The sequence below is a fragment of the Echinicola sediminis genome, from assembly GCF_054777495.1.
In genome coordinates this window covers 1-17585 of the sequence record NZ_BAAHAP010000034.1, presented here as the reverse complement: position 1 = coordinate 17585, position 17585 = coordinate 1, and the positions used below count along the sequence as shown (strand labels likewise).

Annotated in this window: 16 protein-coding genes; 11 read left to right on the top strand and 5 right to left on the bottom strand. The window is 44.9% G+C overall.

Annotation, left to right across the window (positions count from 1 at the left end; translation table 11 throughout):
* Positions 1-2 precede the first annotated feature (2 nt).
* Positions 3-248 carry a 50S ribosomal protein L31 gene (locus ACYVAA_RS10690; protein ID WP_460541399.1) on the bottom strand — a complete coding sequence of 82 codons (246 nt, stop codon included), beginning with the start codon at positions 246-248 and terminating at the stop codon, positions 3-5.
* Between the two features lie 307 nt (positions 249-555).
* On the opposite strand from ACYVAA_RS10690, the gene ACYVAA_RS10685 reads away from it, so the two are divergent.
* From ACYVAA_RS10685 to ACYVAA_RS10670, 4 genes are all read left to right on the top strand, one after another.
* A complete protein-coding gene (locus ACYVAA_RS10685) occupies positions 556-2232 on the top strand; it encodes a hypothetical protein (protein WP_460541395.1) in 1677 nt (558 codons plus the stop codon).
* A gap of 32 nt (positions 2233-2264) precedes the next feature.
* The gene (locus tag ACYVAA_RS10680; RefSeq protein WP_460541392.1) at positions 2265-4097 is read left to right on the top strand and encodes an ABC transporter ATP-binding protein; all 1833 of its coding nucleotides are present in this window, start codon (positions 2265-2267) and stop codon (positions 4095-4097) included.
* 32 nt (positions 4098-4129) lie between these two features.
* A complete protein-coding gene (locus tag ACYVAA_RS10675) occupies positions 4130-4495 on the top strand; it encodes a hypothetical protein (protein WP_460541389.1) in 366 nt (121 codons plus the stop codon).
* Positions 4496-4581: 86 nt separating this feature from the next.
* Positions 4582-6120 carry a YifB family Mg chelatase-like AAA ATPase gene (locus ACYVAA_RS10670; RefSeq protein ID WP_460541387.1) on the top strand — a complete coding sequence of 513 codons (1539 nt, stop codon included), beginning with the start codon at positions 4582-4584 and terminating at the stop codon, positions 6118-6120.
* A 290-nt stretch (positions 6121-6410) separates the two neighbouring features.
* On the opposite strand, the gene ACYVAA_RS10665 is transcribed toward ACYVAA_RS10670, so the two are convergent.
* Together ACYVAA_RS10665 and ACYVAA_RS10660 are read right to left on the bottom strand one after the other, a co-directional pair.
* On the bottom strand, positions 6411-7520 hold the full coding sequence (locus ACYVAA_RS10665; protein WP_460541385.1) for a trans-sulfuration enzyme family protein: 1110 nt from the start codon (positions 7518-7520) through the stop codon (positions 6411-6413).
* Between the two features lie 230 nt (positions 7521-7750).
* Positions 7751-8230, bottom strand: coding sequence for a DUF4293 domain-containing protein (locus ACYVAA_RS10660; protein ID WP_460541383.1), 480 nt, complete (start codon positions 8228-8230; stop codon positions 7751-7753).
* A gap of 246 nt (positions 8231-8476) precedes the next feature.
* Between ACYVAA_RS10660 and truA the strand changes: the two genes are divergently transcribed.
* The 6 genes from truA to hemE all read left to right on the top strand — a co-directional run bounded on the left by truA (position 8477) and on the right by hemE (position 14096).
* Complete coding sequence (truA, locus tag ACYVAA_RS10655; RefSeq protein ID WP_460541381.1) at positions 8477-9232, top strand: tRNA pseudouridine synthase A; 756 nt, start codon at positions 8477-8479, stop codon at positions 9230-9232.
* A gap of 13 nt (positions 9233-9245) precedes the next feature.
* Positions 9246-11018, top strand: a complete 1773-nt coding sequence (locus ACYVAA_RS10650; RefSeq protein ID WP_460541379.1) for an ABC transporter ATP-binding protein — start codon at positions 9246-9248, stop codon at positions 11016-11018.
* Between the two features lie 81 nt (positions 11019-11099).
* Positions 11100-11681 carry a hypothetical protein gene (locus tag ACYVAA_RS10645; protein ID WP_460541377.1) on the top strand — a complete coding sequence of 194 codons (582 nt, stop codon included), beginning with the start codon at positions 11100-11102 and terminating at the stop codon, positions 11679-11681.
* A gap of 85 nt (positions 11682-11766) precedes the next feature.
* Positions 11767-12279, top strand: coding sequence for a hypothetical protein (locus ACYVAA_RS10640; RefSeq protein WP_460541374.1), 513 nt, complete (start codon positions 11767-11769; stop codon positions 12277-12279).
* 122 nt (positions 12280-12401) lie between these two features.
* Complete coding sequence (locus ACYVAA_RS10635; protein WP_460541372.1) at positions 12402-12905, top strand: hypothetical protein; 504 nt, start codon at positions 12402-12404, stop codon at positions 12903-12905.
* Positions 12906-13043: 138 nt separating this feature from the next.
* Entirely contained in the window at positions 13044-14096 is a 1053-nt protein-coding gene (gene hemE / locus ACYVAA_RS10630) for a uroporphyrinogen decarboxylase (RefSeq protein WP_460541370.1), read from the top strand.
* Positions 14097-14154: 58 nt separating this feature from the next.
* On the opposite strand, the gene ACYVAA_RS10625 is transcribed toward hemE, so the two are convergent.
* Together ACYVAA_RS10625 and ACYVAA_RS10620 are read right to left on the bottom strand one after the other, a co-directional pair.
* Positions 14155-14952: an MOSC domain-containing protein gene (locus ACYVAA_RS10625; protein WP_460541368.1), complete on the bottom strand. Its 798-nt coding sequence runs from the start codon at positions 14950-14952 to the stop codon at positions 14155-14157.
* A gap of 45 nt (positions 14953-14997) precedes the next feature.
* The gene (locus ACYVAA_RS10620; RefSeq protein ID WP_460541366.1) at positions 14998-15225 is read right to left on the bottom strand and encodes a hypothetical protein; all 228 of its coding nucleotides are present in this window, start codon (positions 15223-15225) and stop codon (positions 14998-15000) included.
* 473 nt (positions 15226-15698) lie between these two features.
* On the opposite strand from ACYVAA_RS10620, the gene dnaK reads away from it, so the two are divergent.
* Positions 15699-17585: molecular chaperone DnaK (dnaK, locus tag ACYVAA_RS10615; protein WP_460541364.1), on the top strand; the 1887-nt coding region annotated here is incomplete at its 3' end.

The following is a 17585-nucleotide window of genomic DNA, read 5'->3' as shown; positions in this document are numbered from 1 at the left end:
GCTTACTTCTTCTTGTATCTTCTGTTGAATTTCTCTACTCGACCAGCAGTGTCCAATAGCATCTTCTTACCAGTATAGAATGGGTGAGAGTTGGAGCTTACTTCTATTTTGTAAACCGGATACTCATTCCCGTCTTCCCATGTGATTGTTTCGTTAGTTTCAATGGTAGACTTGGTAAGGAATTTATATTCACTGGAAGTGTCATAAAAAACAACCTCTCTGTAGTTTGGATGAATGTCTTTTTTCATGGTAATCCCTATTTATATTTTTTTATCGCTTTTTCAAATGGAGGCACAAAGTTATCCTTTTTTGCAAAAGCCTCCAAATCTTTATCAATGAATTATTTAACCAAAAGGTTTTCAGCTGGCTATTATTCGGCAAAGATGATAAAATAAAATGGTTTTCCATGGGGAGTCCTTGGTTTTTGTCCACTGGTGCCGGTTTTGTTGTGGGAAACGGTTTTTGTCATCTTTTTATAGAAAAGCCAGCGGTTTCATTTATTATTGTTTTTCGGAAAGAAAAGAAATCCCATTTATCGTAATAAACGATCGATCAATGAAAAGAGCTTTATTTGTTGCCTTACTTGTAGCTTTTCTGCCTTTATGGGGCCAGGCCCAAAGTGCATACATCAATTATAACAGGGATTATTATCACTTGCTGGACCGCTATCAGGTTCTTCAGGGAGAGCATTTGAAGGAATTTCATACGGTGGTCAAGCCTTACAGAAGGGATGATGTGGGGAAGCTGCTCGAAAAAATAGTACCCGAGAATCAGGGACGCGTGGATGCATTTAACTTTAATTATCTTAAAAATGATAACTGGGAGTTTGTAGAGGAAAGTACTGACTTTTCGAAAGCGCCACTGTGGAAGGGGATTTATAAGAGGCCTTCAGATTTTTATCACCACCGTAACGAGGTGGTGGATGTACATGTAAATCCAGTGATTTATTTTAGGGGAGGAAAGGAATCCTCAGAAGAAGAGTTCAATTTTAGGAATACCCGTGGAGTGGCTGTTCGCGGGAGCATCGACCGGAAAGTAGGCTTTTATACTTTCCTAAGCACCAACGAGGTCTTGTTTCCTTCTTGGACCGGAAGATATGCGCGCAAAAATGGGGCGGTGCCCGGACAGGGCTTTTGGAAGCCTTATGGGGATAACGGCTATAGTTATTTCTCTGCGACAGGCTACGTGACCGCTCAGGTGAGTAAGCACATATCTGTGCAGATGGGGCACGACAGGAATTTTATCGGGGAAGGTTACCGGTCGATGGTTTTGTCCGATTTTTCCAATGCCTATATGTTTTTCAAGGTGAATACGCGGGTATGGAAGCTGCAGTACACCAACTTATGGGCACAGATGAATGCCGATGTGTTTTTGGACGCCCGAGGAAGGCCAACCGACGGACGTTATCCTAAAAAATGGTATTCGATGCACCGTTTGGGGATCGATCTTGGCAAGCGGTTTAATTTGGGCGTTTACGAATCCGTGATGTCCAATAAGGCAGACTGGAGCTATTATAACCCTGTCATATTTTACAGATGGGTGGAGCACCAGCTGGGGACACCGGATCAGGTACTGTTGGGCACGGATTTTAAGTGGAACTTTATAAATGGAATGCAGCTTTATGGCCAATTTACCTTGGATGAGTTTGTGTTTGGGGAGTTTTTTGGTGTGGATGGTGAAAATTCCAAGAGAAACAAACATGGGATGCAGTTAGGATATAAGTATATCAATGTGTTTGGCGTTCCCAATTTGGATCTGCAATTGGAATATAACCAGGCAAGGCCTTATACCTATCAGGAAAAAGAGGAATACCAAGCTTATACCAGTTATAGAACCCCTTTGGCCCATCCTATGGGAGCTAATTTTAGGGAGGCCATAAGTGTCCTACGATATCAACCCATTCCAAAACTTTCTCTTAATTTTACGGGAGTATACCATTATTACGGAGCTGATCCCGATGAGGCCACCAATTATGGAGGTGATTTACTGAAAAACCGCCTTGAAGGTACCGAAGGTATGGGCTTGTTTGGTCATACGATCGGACAGGGGGTAGAAAATAGGGTGCTGTTGGGAAATGTGACCGCTACCTACATGCTAAAACATAACCTCTTTTTGGATGTAGGCCATAGCTATAGGAGAAGAACCGCCCAAGATCTTGATGCTGCTGAAACCACGCAATATTCGCAGCTGTCTCTTAGGCTAAACATCTCCAGGGAGGAATTTAATTACTAATCAATAATATAGGAGAACTCCTATACAGATCAATGAAGACTTATTTTAGAATTTTGGCTTATGCACGTCCTTTTAGGAGGTATTTGCCTTTATATGTCATCTATGCTCTGCTGGCGATCATATTTGGTTTGCTCAATTTTACTTTATTGAAGCCGCTTTTTGATGTGATTTTTGAGCAGGTGGATCCCGCTGAGCTTAAGAAATATGCCGAACAACCGGAGTTTTCGTTTACCATAGAATATTTCATGCACCTGTTTAACCACTATTTTATTCGGGTAGCAGCCGAATATGGTAAATTCGGAACCTTGGTGTATGTCTGCATCATCATCGTGGTGTCAGTATTCCTGTCGAATATGTTTGCCTACTTGTCGGGGGTCTTGCTGGCAAAGGTCCGGGCCGATGTAATCAAAAAGATGCGCATGCATATCTTTGACCAGGTAAGCAGTATGCATATTGGTTATTTTTCCAACGAGCGGAAGGGAGACCTGATGTCTAAAATGACCAATGATGTTCAGGAGGTGGAGAACAGCGTGGTACAGTCCCTAAGAGTGGTGTTTCGGGAACCGGTGACGATTATCCTTTATTTTGGGGCCTTGTTTTTCATGTCGGTAAAGCTGACCCTGTTTACCATTTTGATCATTCCCTTTTCTGGCGCCATTATCGGCGGGATTACCAAGCGGTTAAAAAAGAAAGCCGTCGAAAGCCAGGAATCACTAGGTAGGATAGTGAACATCCTGGACGAGACCATTGGTGGCATGCGGGTGGTCAAGGCTTTCGGGGCGCGGGGTTATGTGTACGATAAGTTCGATGTAGAGACCGACCGCTATTCCACTATTAATGTTTCCATGGCCAGAAGAAATGAGCTGGCCTCTCCGATTTCCCAGTTTTTGGGGGTGTTTGTAGTGGCCGGAATTTTACTGTATGGAGGTAGTCTTGTTTTGAACAATGCCTCCGACTTGAGTGCCAGTGAGTTTTTGGCTTATATCATTTTGTTTACCCAGGTGTTAAACCCGGCCAAAGAAATATCCCGGGCGATGAGCACTGTACAGAGAGGATTGGCCTCGGCGGAGCGGATTTTTAAGGTGATAGATACACGTCCGGAAATTCAGGACCCATCAAACCCGCGGAAGTTGGCCGGCTTTGACCGGGTAATAACCTTTGAGGGGGTGGACTTTGGCTATGGGCAGGAATTGGTGTTGAAAAAGATTGACTTTACCCTGCAAAAGGGGAAGACTATCGCCTTGGTAGGCCCCTCAGGTGGAGGGAAATCCACCATTGCAGACCTCGTGCCCCGGTTTTATGATCCTGTAAAAGGGACCGTGAGCTTAGACGGTACAGATGTCAGGCAGTACGCTATCGAAGATTTGAGGAGCCAGATAGGGATCGTAACACAGGAGTCCATCCTTTTCAACGATACTGTTTTTAATAATATCGCTTTTGGGCTGAAAGAGGTTTCCGAAGAAGCCGTGGTGGAAGCGGCCAAAATTGCCAATGCCCATGAATTTATCGTGCAACTGGAAAATGGGTATCAGACCAATATCGGGGAAAGGGGAAGCAAGCTTTCAGGGGGGCAGCGTCAGCGCCTGAGCATCGCCCGGGCAGTATTGAAAAATCCCCCTATTTTGATTTTGGATGAAGCTACTTCCGCTTTGGATTCAGAATCAGAGAGACTGGTTCAGGAAGCCCTGGCCAAGTTGATGGCCAATAGGACCACGCTTGTGATCGCCCATCGGCTGAGCACCATCCAGCATGCCGATGAGATATTGGTGGTACAAAGAGGGCAGATAGTGGAGCGGGGCACCCATGAGGAATTAATTGCCCGAGAAGGTTTATATAAGAAACTTTCCTCAATGCAGTCAGTTTAGTATATTAGGTTGGTAAACGTAATTTTATAACTATGAAAAAAGTAACAGGCATATTTCAGCTTTTGGTAGCGCTATTTTTTGGGGTGGCCTTGGTCTTCTTCCTTGCGTTTGACAGTGTGAAAAACGGCTTTGGGGTGCAGGAGCTTACTGCTGGAAAAGTGGTGATCTGGCTGCTTGTCGGATTCGTCTTGTATCTGGTGGCCTGGATGTTTCAGGGTATGTACGCCAACGGTCTCAACAGGAAGATCAGGAAAATGGAGCAGGAAAACAATAATTTAAAGGCCAAGCTCTATGACTGGGAGCAAAGCAAGCAGGTCTCCAAGCCAAGCATGCCGACAGTCCCAGAAGATGAGGATACGGAAGGATCTGTGATCAAGCCAAGACAAAACATCAAGTAAAACCAACAAGAACAACTGGTATAAAATTAGTATATTAGGAAATCCCGATCGGAGATTTCCTTTTTTATTATTTAGAAAATACGGCCATGGTAGCAAAGACTTTTGGAAGTACGGTATCCGGGGTGGATGCCAAGCTGATTACAGTAGAGGTAAATGTAGGGCAAGGAACCAATTTTTATATGGTAGGACTTCCGGACAGTGCTGTCAAGGAAAGCCAACAGCGAGTAGAGTCTGCATTGAAGTATTTTGGGTATAGAATGCCACGGCAGAAAGTAGTGGTGAACCTGGCACCCGCGGACATTCGAAAAGAAGGCTCTGCTTATGATCTTCCGATAGCAATGGGGATTCTAAAGGCCTCAGAGCAGGTTTCCTTTCAAGAGCTGGAGCAGTACATCATAATGGGAGAACTGTCCCTTGACGGTAACCTTCGCCCGATCAAAGGAGTACTTCCCATTGCGATAGAGGCCCGGAAAAGAGGTTTCAAAGGGGTCATTTTGCCTTATGCGAATGCTTCGGAAGCTTCCATTGTCAATAATTTGGATGTGATTGGGGTGGAAAACCTGCAGGAAGCGATTGGCTTTATGGAGGGAGAGGTGGAGATAACACCGATGGTCACCGATACCAGGGATGTGTTTTATAACTCCTTGGAAGACTACGAATTTGATTTTGCGGATGTCCAGGGGCAGGACACCATCAAAAGGGCAATGGAAATTGCCGCTGCCGGTGGGCATAATGTCGTGATGGTAGGCCCTCCGGGAGCTGGGAAGACCATGCTGGCCAAACGGTTGCCGTCCATTTTGCCTCCTATGACCTTGCAGGAGGCATTGGAAACCACCAAAATACATTCTGTTGCCGGGAAACTGGGATGTGAGGCATCTTTAATAGCCCAACGGCCGTTTAGATCACCCCACCATACCATCAGCGATGTGGCCTTGGTGGGAGGTGGGGGAAATCCACAGCCAGGGGAAATTTCCCTGTCCCATAACGGGGTGTTGTTTCTGGATGAACTTCCGGAATTCAAAAGAACGGTACTGGAGGTAATGAGGCAGCCTTTGGAGGAACGACAGGTGACCATTAGCAGGGCCAAGGTGTCAGTGGATTATCCTGCCAATTTTATGTTGATAGCATCTATGAATCCTTGTCCCTGCGGATACTATAATCATCCAGACAAAGAATGTGTCTGCGGTCCGGGAGTGGTGCAGCGTTATCTGAACAAAGTAAGTGGTCCCTTGTTGGACCGGATTGACCTTCACGTAGAAGTCACACCGGTGAAGTTTGATGAAATGACTTCCCTGAAAAAAGCGGAAAAGAGCTCAGTTATCCGTGAGCGGGTGGTTGCTGGCAGGGATAGACAGGTGCAGCGCTTTCAGGAGTACAAGGATGTCTACTGCAATGCGATGATGCCATCGCACATGGTGAAAGAGGTTTGTCAAATCAATGAGGGGGGGAAAGCTTTGTTGAAAACGGCAATGGAGCGGCTGGGCTTGTCCGCCAGGGCTTATGATAGGATATTAAAAGTTTCCAGAACAATAGCGGATTTATCCTCGAGTGAGGAGATTAAAGTGGAGCATTTGGCAGAGGCCATCCAGTATAGAAGTTTGGATAGGGAAGGATGGGCTGGATGATGTAAGAAGATGGGGTGAAGATAAAATTAAAAAATATCGGTATTTATGACACTTGTTTATATTTGAAATTCGAAAATTTATATTGAATTATTTCAATGGATAAATTTGTACTTTTTTTAGGGTTAAGTTTTGTGAATAATAAATGTTATGCCTTTCTTTGCACGAAAGTTGTTATCACCCTATTGTACAAACAATCCAACTTATTCAACACACTTTTTATAAATTGTAAAAGTCAGTTAAAGATCATTAGACCATTTGCACCAGCAAATGGTCTTTTGCTTTAAAATGGTTTAGCCGATATGATTTAGGGCTTTTTCCATATCCTCGAGGAGGTCTTCTAAATGTTCCAGTCCCACAGATACCCTGATAAGGTTGGGTGGGGTGCTTGTATTGGGACCTTCCACAGCTGCCCGCCTTTCGACCAGGCTTTCCACTCCCCCAAGGCTCGTGGCATTTTTGTAGAATTTTAGATGAGATATTACTTTATCAGTATCGGAGAGCGTGCCTTTTACCAAAAATGATAATACACCGCCATATCCTGTCATTTGTTGAGTGGCGGTCTTGTGTCCGGGATGGGTGAGTAATCCCGGATAAAATACCTTTTCGACGTTTTTGTGCTGGTTGAGAAAGGTGGCCAGCACTCCTGCGTGTTCAGCGTGCCCTTTCATGCGATAGGCCAGCGTTTTGATGCTTCTTGTAAGCAGGTAGCAGTCAAAGGGAGAAGGGACTGCTCCCCCAGTTTTTTGGACATTGACAATCCGCTCCCAAAAACTGTTGGTTTCTTTGGTGACCAACAGCCCCCCTAATAGGTCGCTGTGGCCGCTTAGGAATTTCGTAGAACTGTGCATGACCAGATCTGCTCCCAGTTTCAAGGGATTTTGGAAAACCGGCGTGGCGAAGGTGTTGTCACAAACGGAGGTGATTCCGTGTTCTTTGGCGATGGTGCAGAGGGCCTTGATGTCACTGACTTTTAGCAGGGGGTTTGAAGGACTTTCAATCCAGATAAGTTTGGTGTTGGGCTGGAGGTTTTTGTTGAGATTTTCAATATTGCTCAGATCGATAAAAGAGACTTCCAGCTTGTCATGAAAGAGCTCGATCAGTTGTTTTTTTAGCCCGTGGTACATATCCGTGGGGGCAATGATGTGGCTTCCTGTTGGTAAAGCCTGAAAAACAGCCATTCCGGCAGCATTGCCTGAGGAAAAAGCTGCTGCAGCCTTGCCCATTTCCAATCGGGCAATCACCTCTTCCAGGGCCATCCGGTTAGGGTTGTTGGCACGGGTATAAATGAGAGAATCCTCCTGGTGTTCAAAAGTGGTGCTTAGGGTTATCGGTTGTATTACGGGTTTATATTGGTCGCTTATCAAATTTCCGCTATGTATGGCTATTGTCTCGAATCTCATTGGGTCTTATTTTATTTAAAAATAAAGAATTTGGCCCACAGTATATCAAAAAACTAGCGAGAAGCCAAGAGTGACAAGGTTAGAAAGCAATGAAATCACTTGTGTCCGTAGGGATATGAGCCCATTGGGGAGGAGGTGATGCACTGGCAGATCTCTCAATAAAGTGGGGATACAAAAAAAGCCACCCTGTTTAAGGTGGCTTTCCTTCCGTTGTAGGGAGCGATTTACTCTTATCGGATTCTGTCCACAGATTTTACCAGCATCTCGTCCTTTCGGATAAAGCGGTTAGCAACGATATTGAACACCATGGCGACTATGATGCAATAAAAGCCTATCATAAAGGCACCGCTGGCAGCAGGGTTGAAGTCCGCGTTGGCACTATAGGTTTGGTAGACAATGATGCCCAGATTAACGACCATTACCAGCGAATTGATCATGTTTAGGAACATTTGTTTGGTCCTGGTTTTGAACTGGCTCAAACTGTACAAAGCAATTATAGCGGCGACGATGGCCAATATGCCGATGTAGAAAGTGCTGGTGGTCTCGAGAACCGTACCGTTGCTTACATCTATATGGACCATGCTCCAAGCAGTTAATGTCAAAGTCTCCGTCTGTTGGGTATTTACCTGTGACCAAATAGGAAAATAAGTAACCAGCAACATCGCCACGGCTACCAGCAATAAGAAAATGGTTTGAATACGCTGTATCATCGTTGAATTTTAAAACTTTTGACAAAGAAAAAAGGTAATTCGAACATTAGCAAGGAGAAGTAGATCGAAGGTGGGAATGCGGGAAGGTTTTTAAGGTTGAAGTAGTTATTTCAAGGGAAGTGTCGGTTTGTCAGAAACCGGATTCCTTTAGGAATGGGCTTGTAGAGAAACCTTAAGGGAAAAACTAAAAACAGAACCATCGAGGCTTCGTTGCAAACGAGATCGATTAACGTATCTTTGTGGCTTATGGAAACAAGGAGAAGGTATTTTCTGGAGTTGGCATACAAAGGGACGCACTACCACGGCTGGCAGTTGCAGCCAAATGCAAGGACGGTGCAGGAGGAAATAAATAAGGCTTTGGCCACCATCTTGCGGGAAAAGGTGGAGACCATGGGCAGTGGAAGGACCGATACAGGGGTGCATGGCAAGCAACAATTTTTGCATTTTGATGTAGAAGGGGCTTTGGAAAGGAAAAACTTTTTGAAAAAAGTGAATGCGGTTTTGCCCAAAGATATCAGCATATACGATCTCAAAGAAGTGAATCCGGAGGCCCATGCGCGTTTTGATGCCGTATGGAGAAGCTACGAATACTATATCTCTTTGCGGAAAAATCCGTTTGAAGAAGAACTGTCCTGGCATTGTTTTTACCGCCTGGACGTCGAGCGGATGAATGAGGCGGCAGCTTTGCTTTTGCGTCACCGGGATTTTGAATGTTTCAGCAAGGTGAAAACAGAGGTGAACCATTTTGAATGTGAAATAAAAACCGCTTTTTGGGAACAAAAAGAGCATCATTTGATTTTCCATATAACGGCCAACCGTTTTTTAAGGGGGATGGTCAGGGCAATTGTGGGAACTTTAGTGGAGGTGGGTACCGGAAAGTTGGGAGTGGAGGAGTTCCAGTCCATATTAGAAAGTAAAAACCGGGGAAATGCAGGAGCGGCAGCTCCGCCCCGAGGGCTTTATCTCAGCGAGGTAAGCTACCCTATAGAAATATTTATATAAATAACAAGAGGTTTTGAGTCTAGAAAAAGAAAATGTTAAAAGCGGTGATATCATAGACACCCATGTGCTGCGCAAGCTGTATCAGTTTGTAAAGCCCTATAAAGGTAGGTTTTTCTTTTTAATATTCCTTACCGTTGCTTTAGCTGCTTTGGCTCCCACCAAGCCCTTGTTTATCCAGATAGCAATAGACGAACACGTAGCTCTTGGGGATTATGAGGGACTGTTGCGCATTACCTATATTCTTGTCGGGCTATTGACTTTACAGGCCATAGTGCAGTTTGCCCATACCTACCTCTCAGGGTGGATTGGACAGGTGATCATCCGCGATATAAGGATTAAACTGTACAGGCATTTATTGAAAATGCGCCTGAAGTTTTTTGACAATACCCCCATAGGCCGCTTAGTGACGCGGAATATCTCGGATATTGAAACCCTCTCCAATGTGTTCAGTGAGGGGCTTGCAGCTATTATTGGGGATCTTTTGCAGCTGATAACCATTTTGGGGGTGATGTTCTGGGTGGATTGGAAGCTGACCCTGGTGAGTTTAAGTACTTTGCCGTTTCTGATTATTTCCACTTATGTGTTTAAGGAAAAAGTAAAAGTGGCCTTCAATGATGTAAGGAATGCCGTTTCTAACTTGAACTCATTTCTTCAGGAGCACATTACCGGAATGAATATCGTGCAGATTTTTAACCGGGAGGACAGGGAGTTCGAAAAATTCAAGGAGATCAATACAGAGCACAAAAAAGCCCATGTGCGGTCGGTGCTTTATTATGCCATTTATTATCCCGTGGCGGAGATTATTCAGGCAGTAGGGATAGGCTTGGTGGTTTGGTACGGAGCTACCGGGGTGTTTGGGCTGGATTTGCAGGTAGGGGTCCTGATTTCCTTTATCATGTACCTTCAGCTTTTCTTCCGTCCCATCAGGATGTTGGCGGACCGGTTCAATACCCTGCAAATGGGAGTGGTAAGCTCCTCCAGGATATTCAAACTGCTGGAAAGTAAGGAACATATCCCCAATGAGGGGACCCTGTTGCCAGAAAAAATCAAAGGGAATATTTCACTTGAAAATGTTTGGTTTGCCTACAATGACGAGGAGTGGGTGCTGAAAGATATCAACTTCAATGTGAAGCATGGAGAAATGGTGGCCTTGGTAGGTGCTACGGGAGCGGGGAAATCCTCCATTATCAACCTGATCAGTAGGTTTTATGATATCAACAAAGGTTCAATCAAAGTAGATGGGACGGATATCAAGGATTTTGAACTGGGAGTGCTCAGGAAACATATCGGAGTGGTCCTTCAGGATGTATTTTTGTTTTCGGAGAGTATCTATTTTAATATCACCTTGGGCAATCTGGATATCTCCAGAGAGCAGGTCATGGAAGCTGCTGAGTTGGTAGGTGCCAAGAAGTTTATAGAGCGATTGCCAGGAGGATTGGATTATAATGTGATGGAGAGAGGGGCCACCCTCTCGGTAGGCCAGAGACAGCTCATCTCTTTTGTGCGTGCCATAGTGTACAACCCGGAGATCATCATTCTTGATGAGGCTACCTCCTCGGTGGATACGGAGACGGAGGAAATGATACAGGGGGCGATAGATAAAATGATGAAGGGCAGGACCTCCATCGTCATAGCCCATAGACTTTCTACTATTCAGAAAGCCGACAACATCATTGTGCTGCATAAAGGAGAAATCAAAGAAATGGGCAAGCATGACGCCCTGCTGGAAAAGGAAGGCTATTATGCCCAGTTGCACCAGATGCAGCTGAAGTCCATGGTCAGCTAAAAATGTCTCTTTAAAAAGTGTCCTGATTGATAATAGCTGTTAATTTTGCCCGTTGAAAACTAAACTCACTTTAAAATTTATATGAAAAAATTATTGTTTTTGGTAATCTTCAGCTTACCCTTGTTGGTAAATGCTCAAGAGCAATCTATCGGTTTGAGATTGGGGGAGCCACTGAGTGTGACTTACAAAACTTTTATAGATGATAAACTTTCAATTGAAGCGATGCTGGGACGTGGCAGTGCCAATAGCGCTGCTTATTATAGAAAGGCGTTTGACAGCAATAAGCCTTCTCCAGGTGCCTTCTATATGAACCACAGTGCAAGTGGGGGTATATCCATCAATGGCCGTTTGGCATATCACGAAGACATTACAGCTGAGTTTGATATCAGTGAAGGGACGCTTTTAGGCTATGCCGGGGCAGGGCTTCAGTTGAGGAGTGTCAGTGTGGATTATGCTTATCAGCAATCGGCAGATATGGCCAATCTAATGTATGAGAAACGCACCAATATTGACTTCGGGCCGGAGATTTTTGGAGGAGGAGAGTACCTGTTTGAAGACCTGCCGATCAGCGCTTTTGCTGAACTGGGGATTTATCTGGAGGTGGCTGACCGTCCTGGCCATGTAAAGCTACAGGGAGGAATTGGGGCAAGGTACTTTTTTTAGTATCGAGTAGTCAGTATCAAGTAGCAAGAGCAAAGTTTCCATTTGCCGGGCATTTCAGGTCCGGTAGTAGTTAAAAGAATATTGAATGAAAAAGACGGTAGCCATTGTAGGCATATTGGCACTGATTGGTTTTGGCGTATTTGCTTATCTTGGTGGATTGAAAGATTTTTCCATTGAGGAGGCCCCGGGTCAAGAACTGTTGCTGTACGGCTTGACCTATGAGGGGACTCCGCAGGATGAGCAACTGAGGAAGACGTTTGAAAGGGTGGAGGCAGCAAAAGAAGCAGTGCCTGATGCCATTATGCATACCATTTATGAGGTGGAGCCTGCCGGGAAGCTGGATACCATGAGGGTGTTTGTGGGGCTGGATAAGGAGCTGAAATCCGGTGAAGTCGGTTGGGAAAAGAGAGTCGTGTTTGGCGAGAAAATTTTGGTGGCAGACCTTAACTATCATAAGTTGGTCATGCCGAGGCCCGAAGCAGTGAAAAAGGCAATAAGGGACTATGCAGAGGAAAACGGCTTGGTGTTGAAAGGAATGTTTGTGGACAGGCTTTTGGCGGCCGATCATGTGCAGGTAATGGCTCCTGTGGAAGAATAGGATAAAATGGGATAAATTGGTATGGTTTTGGTAAATAAATTAAACAGTTGATTTCGGTATGGCCGAACAAAGTTTCCGGACAGCCGTGTAAATAGGATATTAAAGAACTAAACTCCACTATTATGAAGAGAATATTTTTGCTTGTATTTGTAGCCGCAACGATGGTGTTTCAGTCCTGTGAGGGACCAGCTGGCCCACAAGGACCTCCAGGTCAGGACGGAGGGATATTTGTGGCCGATGCATTTGAGATTGAAGTGGATTTTAATGCTTCGAACGATTATCAGGTTGTTGAGGAATATGGTTTTGATGTATTTCCTTACGATGTCGTGCTGACCTATATTCTTTGGGAAGTGGATGGAGCGGAAATTTGGCGCTTGGTTCCTCAGCAGGTTTATTTTCAGGACGGTATACTGCAATATAACTATGATTTTACTGATACAGATGTAAGATTGTTTTTGGATGGGACTATTGATTTTGCCACCTTGCCTAGTGAATGGACCCAAGGACAGGTGTTTAGAGTTGTGGTAGTGCCAGCTGAAAATGTGGATGCAAGAATGGATTACTCCGATTATGAGGCTACCATGAAACATTTTGGAATCAGTGAGAAAGATTTTCAGAAACGTTAAGGGATAAAATAATATAGAAAGCCGTCGTACTAAAATTGCGACGGCTTTTTTGTTTCCCGGTTTTAGCAAAGTCCTGAACTTTGGAAAAGCGAGAGACGAGTGTTCGTATAATTTCTTTGTAACAACTATCTTTGTGGCATGCAATTGAAGAACGACTTATTATTAAGGGCTGCCCGTGGGGAGCAAGTGGAAAGGACCCCGGTTTGGTTGATGAGACAGGCAGGGAGGATCTTACCTGAATACCGTGAAGTGCGAAACAGTGTGAGCGGATTTATAGAGCTGGCTCAGACACCAAAATTGGCCGCAGAGGTAACCATACAGCCAGTAGATCTTTTAGGGGTGGATGCCGCTATTATTTTTTCTGATATTTTGGTGATCCCTGAAGCGATGGGGCTGCCGTATGAAATGATAGAAAAGAGGGGACCCAAATTCCCCCATACCGTTTCTTCCGCTTCCGATCTTAATAAATTGCGGGTTGCTGATGGCGTGGACGATCTAGGTTATGTGATAGAAGCCATTAAGATTACCAAAAAAGCATTGAATGGCCGTGTGCCTTTGATTGGTTTTGCCGGTGCCCCCTGGACCATTTTTGCCTATATGGTGGAGGGGTCTGGCAGCAAAACATTCTCAAAATCCCGCGCCATGCTTTACAAGGAGCCAAAACTGGCGGAGAAGCTATTGGATATGATCACCGAATCTACCATTAACTACCTCAAGGCCCAAATAGCGGCAGGAGCTAATTTGGTTCAGGTGTTTGATAGCTGGGCCGGAATACTGCCCCCTGAGCAATACAATAAGTTTTCATTGAAATATATTTCGGCCATATGTGATGCCATCACTGAGGTTCCGGTGACCGTTTTTGCAAAAGGAGCCTTCTTTGCCAGGGAGGAAATGAGCAAGCTTAATTGTGAAACCATAGGACTGGACTGGAATATGGGCATAGCCGAATCCAGAAGAATGATCGGAGAGGAAAAGACCCTTCAGGGAAACTTGGATCCTGCGGCACTCTATGGATCAGCTGAAGAGGTGGAAGAAGTTACCAAAAGAATGCTGGATGAGTTTGGTACGGGAAGACATATTGCCAATTTGGGGCACGGGGTATATCCTGATATTGATCCCGAAAAAGTGAAAGTATTTATCAATACCGTAAAGGAATATAGCACTCAGCTACGAGCTGCGGCCGTGAAATAAGAAGCGGGAACTTTTCTTTGGAACAAGGAGGCCTTCATCATCATTGGTGAAGGTCTTCTTATTTCATAACGGTCAGTTCATCACCGATCTTTAGCATGCCGGAGTCCAGGGCAATCAGGTTTTGGCCGAAAAGCACTTTTTTATCTTTAGTCCTGTAGCCGGCCAGCGTTTTAAGGGGTTCTTTGCCTTTAATGCCTGTGTCTTGGTCCACTGTGGTGAGTACGCAGCGGGCACAAGGTTTGGCCACTTTAAAGTTAATATTGCCTATTTGGATTTCCTTCCAGTGATCTTCCTCGAAGGCACTTCCGCCAGAAAACACCAGGTTGGGCCGGAAGCGTTTCATCGGGACTGCTTGCTCCAAACGGTCGTTTAAGTCATCCAAGGACCTCTGTCCGATTAATAAATAGGGCATTGCGTCTGCAAAACTGACCGTTTCTCCATTGTCAGCGTATTTTAGGTCTATATTTCTTGGAGTGGTTTCAGGCATGTATACCAATCTACAGGGCAATCCCAGAGCTTTGGAAAACCAGTTGTCTGCCGTTTCACTGACAATTTGACCTTTGACTGTATCATCCCAAACGCGGACATCAATAAATTCATCCGTGTCAGGCTGGAAGGGAATCTTTAAGTGGAGGTCTTCTGACTGCTTGTGGTAGATGAACAAACCTTCTGGTGTCAGTTTGACTTGGAGCAGCGCCATTTTGTGCAGGCTTCTTTGGCTGAGGAAATTGCCGGACTTGTCCACGAGCATCCATCTACGGTCCCATTTGAACCCTTTTGTCAGCACTTCAGCTTTCTCTAGACGTATGCCCCCCAAAGATTTTATAGGGTAAATGTAGATGTCCTGGATTTTCATGGCTTGCTTTTAGCCGACTAATTTAATGCATTCCCTGCATAAATATCAATAACGGAATAATTCCTTAGGCTGCTGGGGGAAGGGAGGGAGCAATTTATAAATGCTTTGGTCCGGCCGCTTGATGCTGTCTTCAGGTATAGGCTGCTTGGCGCGTGTTAGGTGTTTGATTTCTTTGTCGTCATCCCTCCATTCACCGATTACCAAAGAAACCAATAATCCAATCAAAAAAACCAAGGCCCACTTGATGCGTTCGGTTTTCAACGAAGTGTCCATTATTACTTAGTTTGTGTGTTTGTGCTTGCTTAAAATACGCTAATGTCAAAATCCAGCAACAGTATGCGTTTTTTTGTTGGATTTGAAAATGAGAGCTTTACATCTTTTAGATACGTGCTCGGTCTAAAAGGTTGCATCAATTTCAGTAAAAAAAACGTTCGCACCCAGAAAATGTGACCAAGTACCATTTGCTAGGGATGGAAAGGGGTAAGTGGGCATGACTCCAGCGGTCTTTGGGGCTTTTATTGACTTTTTTAGGTAAGGATTGCTCGCTGTAACGGGGGTGGTTTTTGCGCCGTTATCGCGAATGGGTGTTGCTATGGCAGTTTTTTGGGAGGGTGTTTATCAGAATATGTCATGTTTTCTGACAATCTGACGCAGAAAAGGGCCGGTATTGACTTGGCACATGACTTGATAACTATGATTTCGAACAGTTTAGAAAGAAAACAAGAATAAGAAATACAAATTAAGTTATGGGAAAAATTATTGGTATAGACTTGGGGACCACCAACTCTTGCGTTGCCGTAATGGAAGGTAACGAGCCAGTGGTCATCCAAAACAGTGAAGGAAGAAGAACAACCCCTTCTATTGTAGCGTTTTTGGACAATGGAAATGGTGAAAGAAAAGTTGGGGATCCTGCCAAAAGACAGGCCATCACCAACCCCGCAAATACCATTTCCTCAGTGAAGAGGTTTATGGGGAAAAAGTTCTCTGAAGTGTCTGATGAGAAAAAGCACGCCTCTTATAAAGTGGAGCAAGGATCAAATGATACAGTAGCCGTTAAGATCGGTGACCGTTCTTATACTCCTCAGGAGATCTCCGCGATGATTCTTCAGAAGATGAAGACCACCGCAGAAGACTTCTTGGGACAGGAAGTTACTGAAGCGGTCATTACTGTTCCTGCCTACTTTAATGATGCCGAGCGTCATGCTACCAAGGAGGCCGGTCAGATTGCTGGCTTGGAGGTGAAAAGAATCATCAATGAGCCTACCGCAGCGGCGTTGGCCTATGGTATGGACAAAAAGGACAGGGATATGAAGATCGCTGTGTACGACCTTGGTGGTGGTACCTTTGATATTTCGATCCTTGAATTGGGCGATGGTGTGTTCGAAGTGAAATCTACCAATGGTGATGTTCACCTAGGGGGGGATGACTTTGACCAAGTAATCATTGATTGGTTGGCATCTGAATTTAAAGCAGAAGAGGATATCGACCTGAAGCAAGACCCTATGGCGCTTCAAAGGTTAAAAGAAGCAGCTGAGAAAGCCAAAATTGAACTTTCCAGTTCGTCTTCTACTGAGATCAACCTGCCCTATATTACCGCTACCCAAACAGGGCCTAAGCACTTGGTAAGAAATCTGTCCAGAGCGAAGTTTGAGCAACTTTCTGAGACTTTGGTAAGGAGATCCATGGAGCCTTGTAAAAAGGCTTTGTCAGACGCCGGGCTTTCTGCTTCTGAAATCGATGAGGTTATCTTGGTAGGTGGTTCTACTAGAATCCCTAAAATACAGGAGGAAGTAGAGAAGTTCTTTGGTAAGAAGCCTTCTAAAGGGGTAAACCCTGATGAGGTGGTGGCCATTGGTGCCGCGATCCAAGGTGGTGTATTGACAGGAGAGGTAAAGGATGTGTTGTTGCTGGACGTGACCCCGCTTTCTTTGGGTATCGAAACCATGGGTGGTGTGTTCACCAAATTGATTGAAGCCAATACCACTATTCCTTCCAAGAAGTCAGAAGTGTTCTCCACGGCTGCTGATAACCAGCCTGCGGTGGATATCCATGTACTTCAAGGGGAAAGACCTTTGGCCAAGGACAACAGAAGTATCGGTAGGTTCCAATTGGCGGATATCCCACCGGCTCCAAGAGGGGTGCCTCAGATCGAAGTAACTTTCGATATTGATGCCAACGGTATCCTTCATGTGTCCGCTAAGGATAAGGGAACCGGTAAAGAGCAGAAAATTAAAATTGAATCTTCTTCAGGACTTTCTGATGCTGAAATCGAAAGAATGAAGAAAGAGGCAGAGGCTAATGCTGCTACTGATAAAGAGGAGAAAGAAAAAATCGAAAAGCTAAACCAAGCTGACAGCCTGATTTTCCAAACAGAGAAGCAGCTGAAGGAATTTGGTGACAAACTTTCCGATGGCAATAAAGCCAATATCAACGGAGCGCTGGAAAAATTGAAGACTGCCCATCAGTCTCAAGATTTAGCGGCAGTAACTCCGGCCATAGAGGAGCTGAACAAAGCTTGGGAAGCGGCATCCACTGAGATGTACAATGCCACTCAAGGTGCAGGAGCTGAAGGCGCGGCCGCCGGAGGAGCAGATGCCTCAGCCGGAGCTGGAGCGGGAGCTGATTCCGGAGAC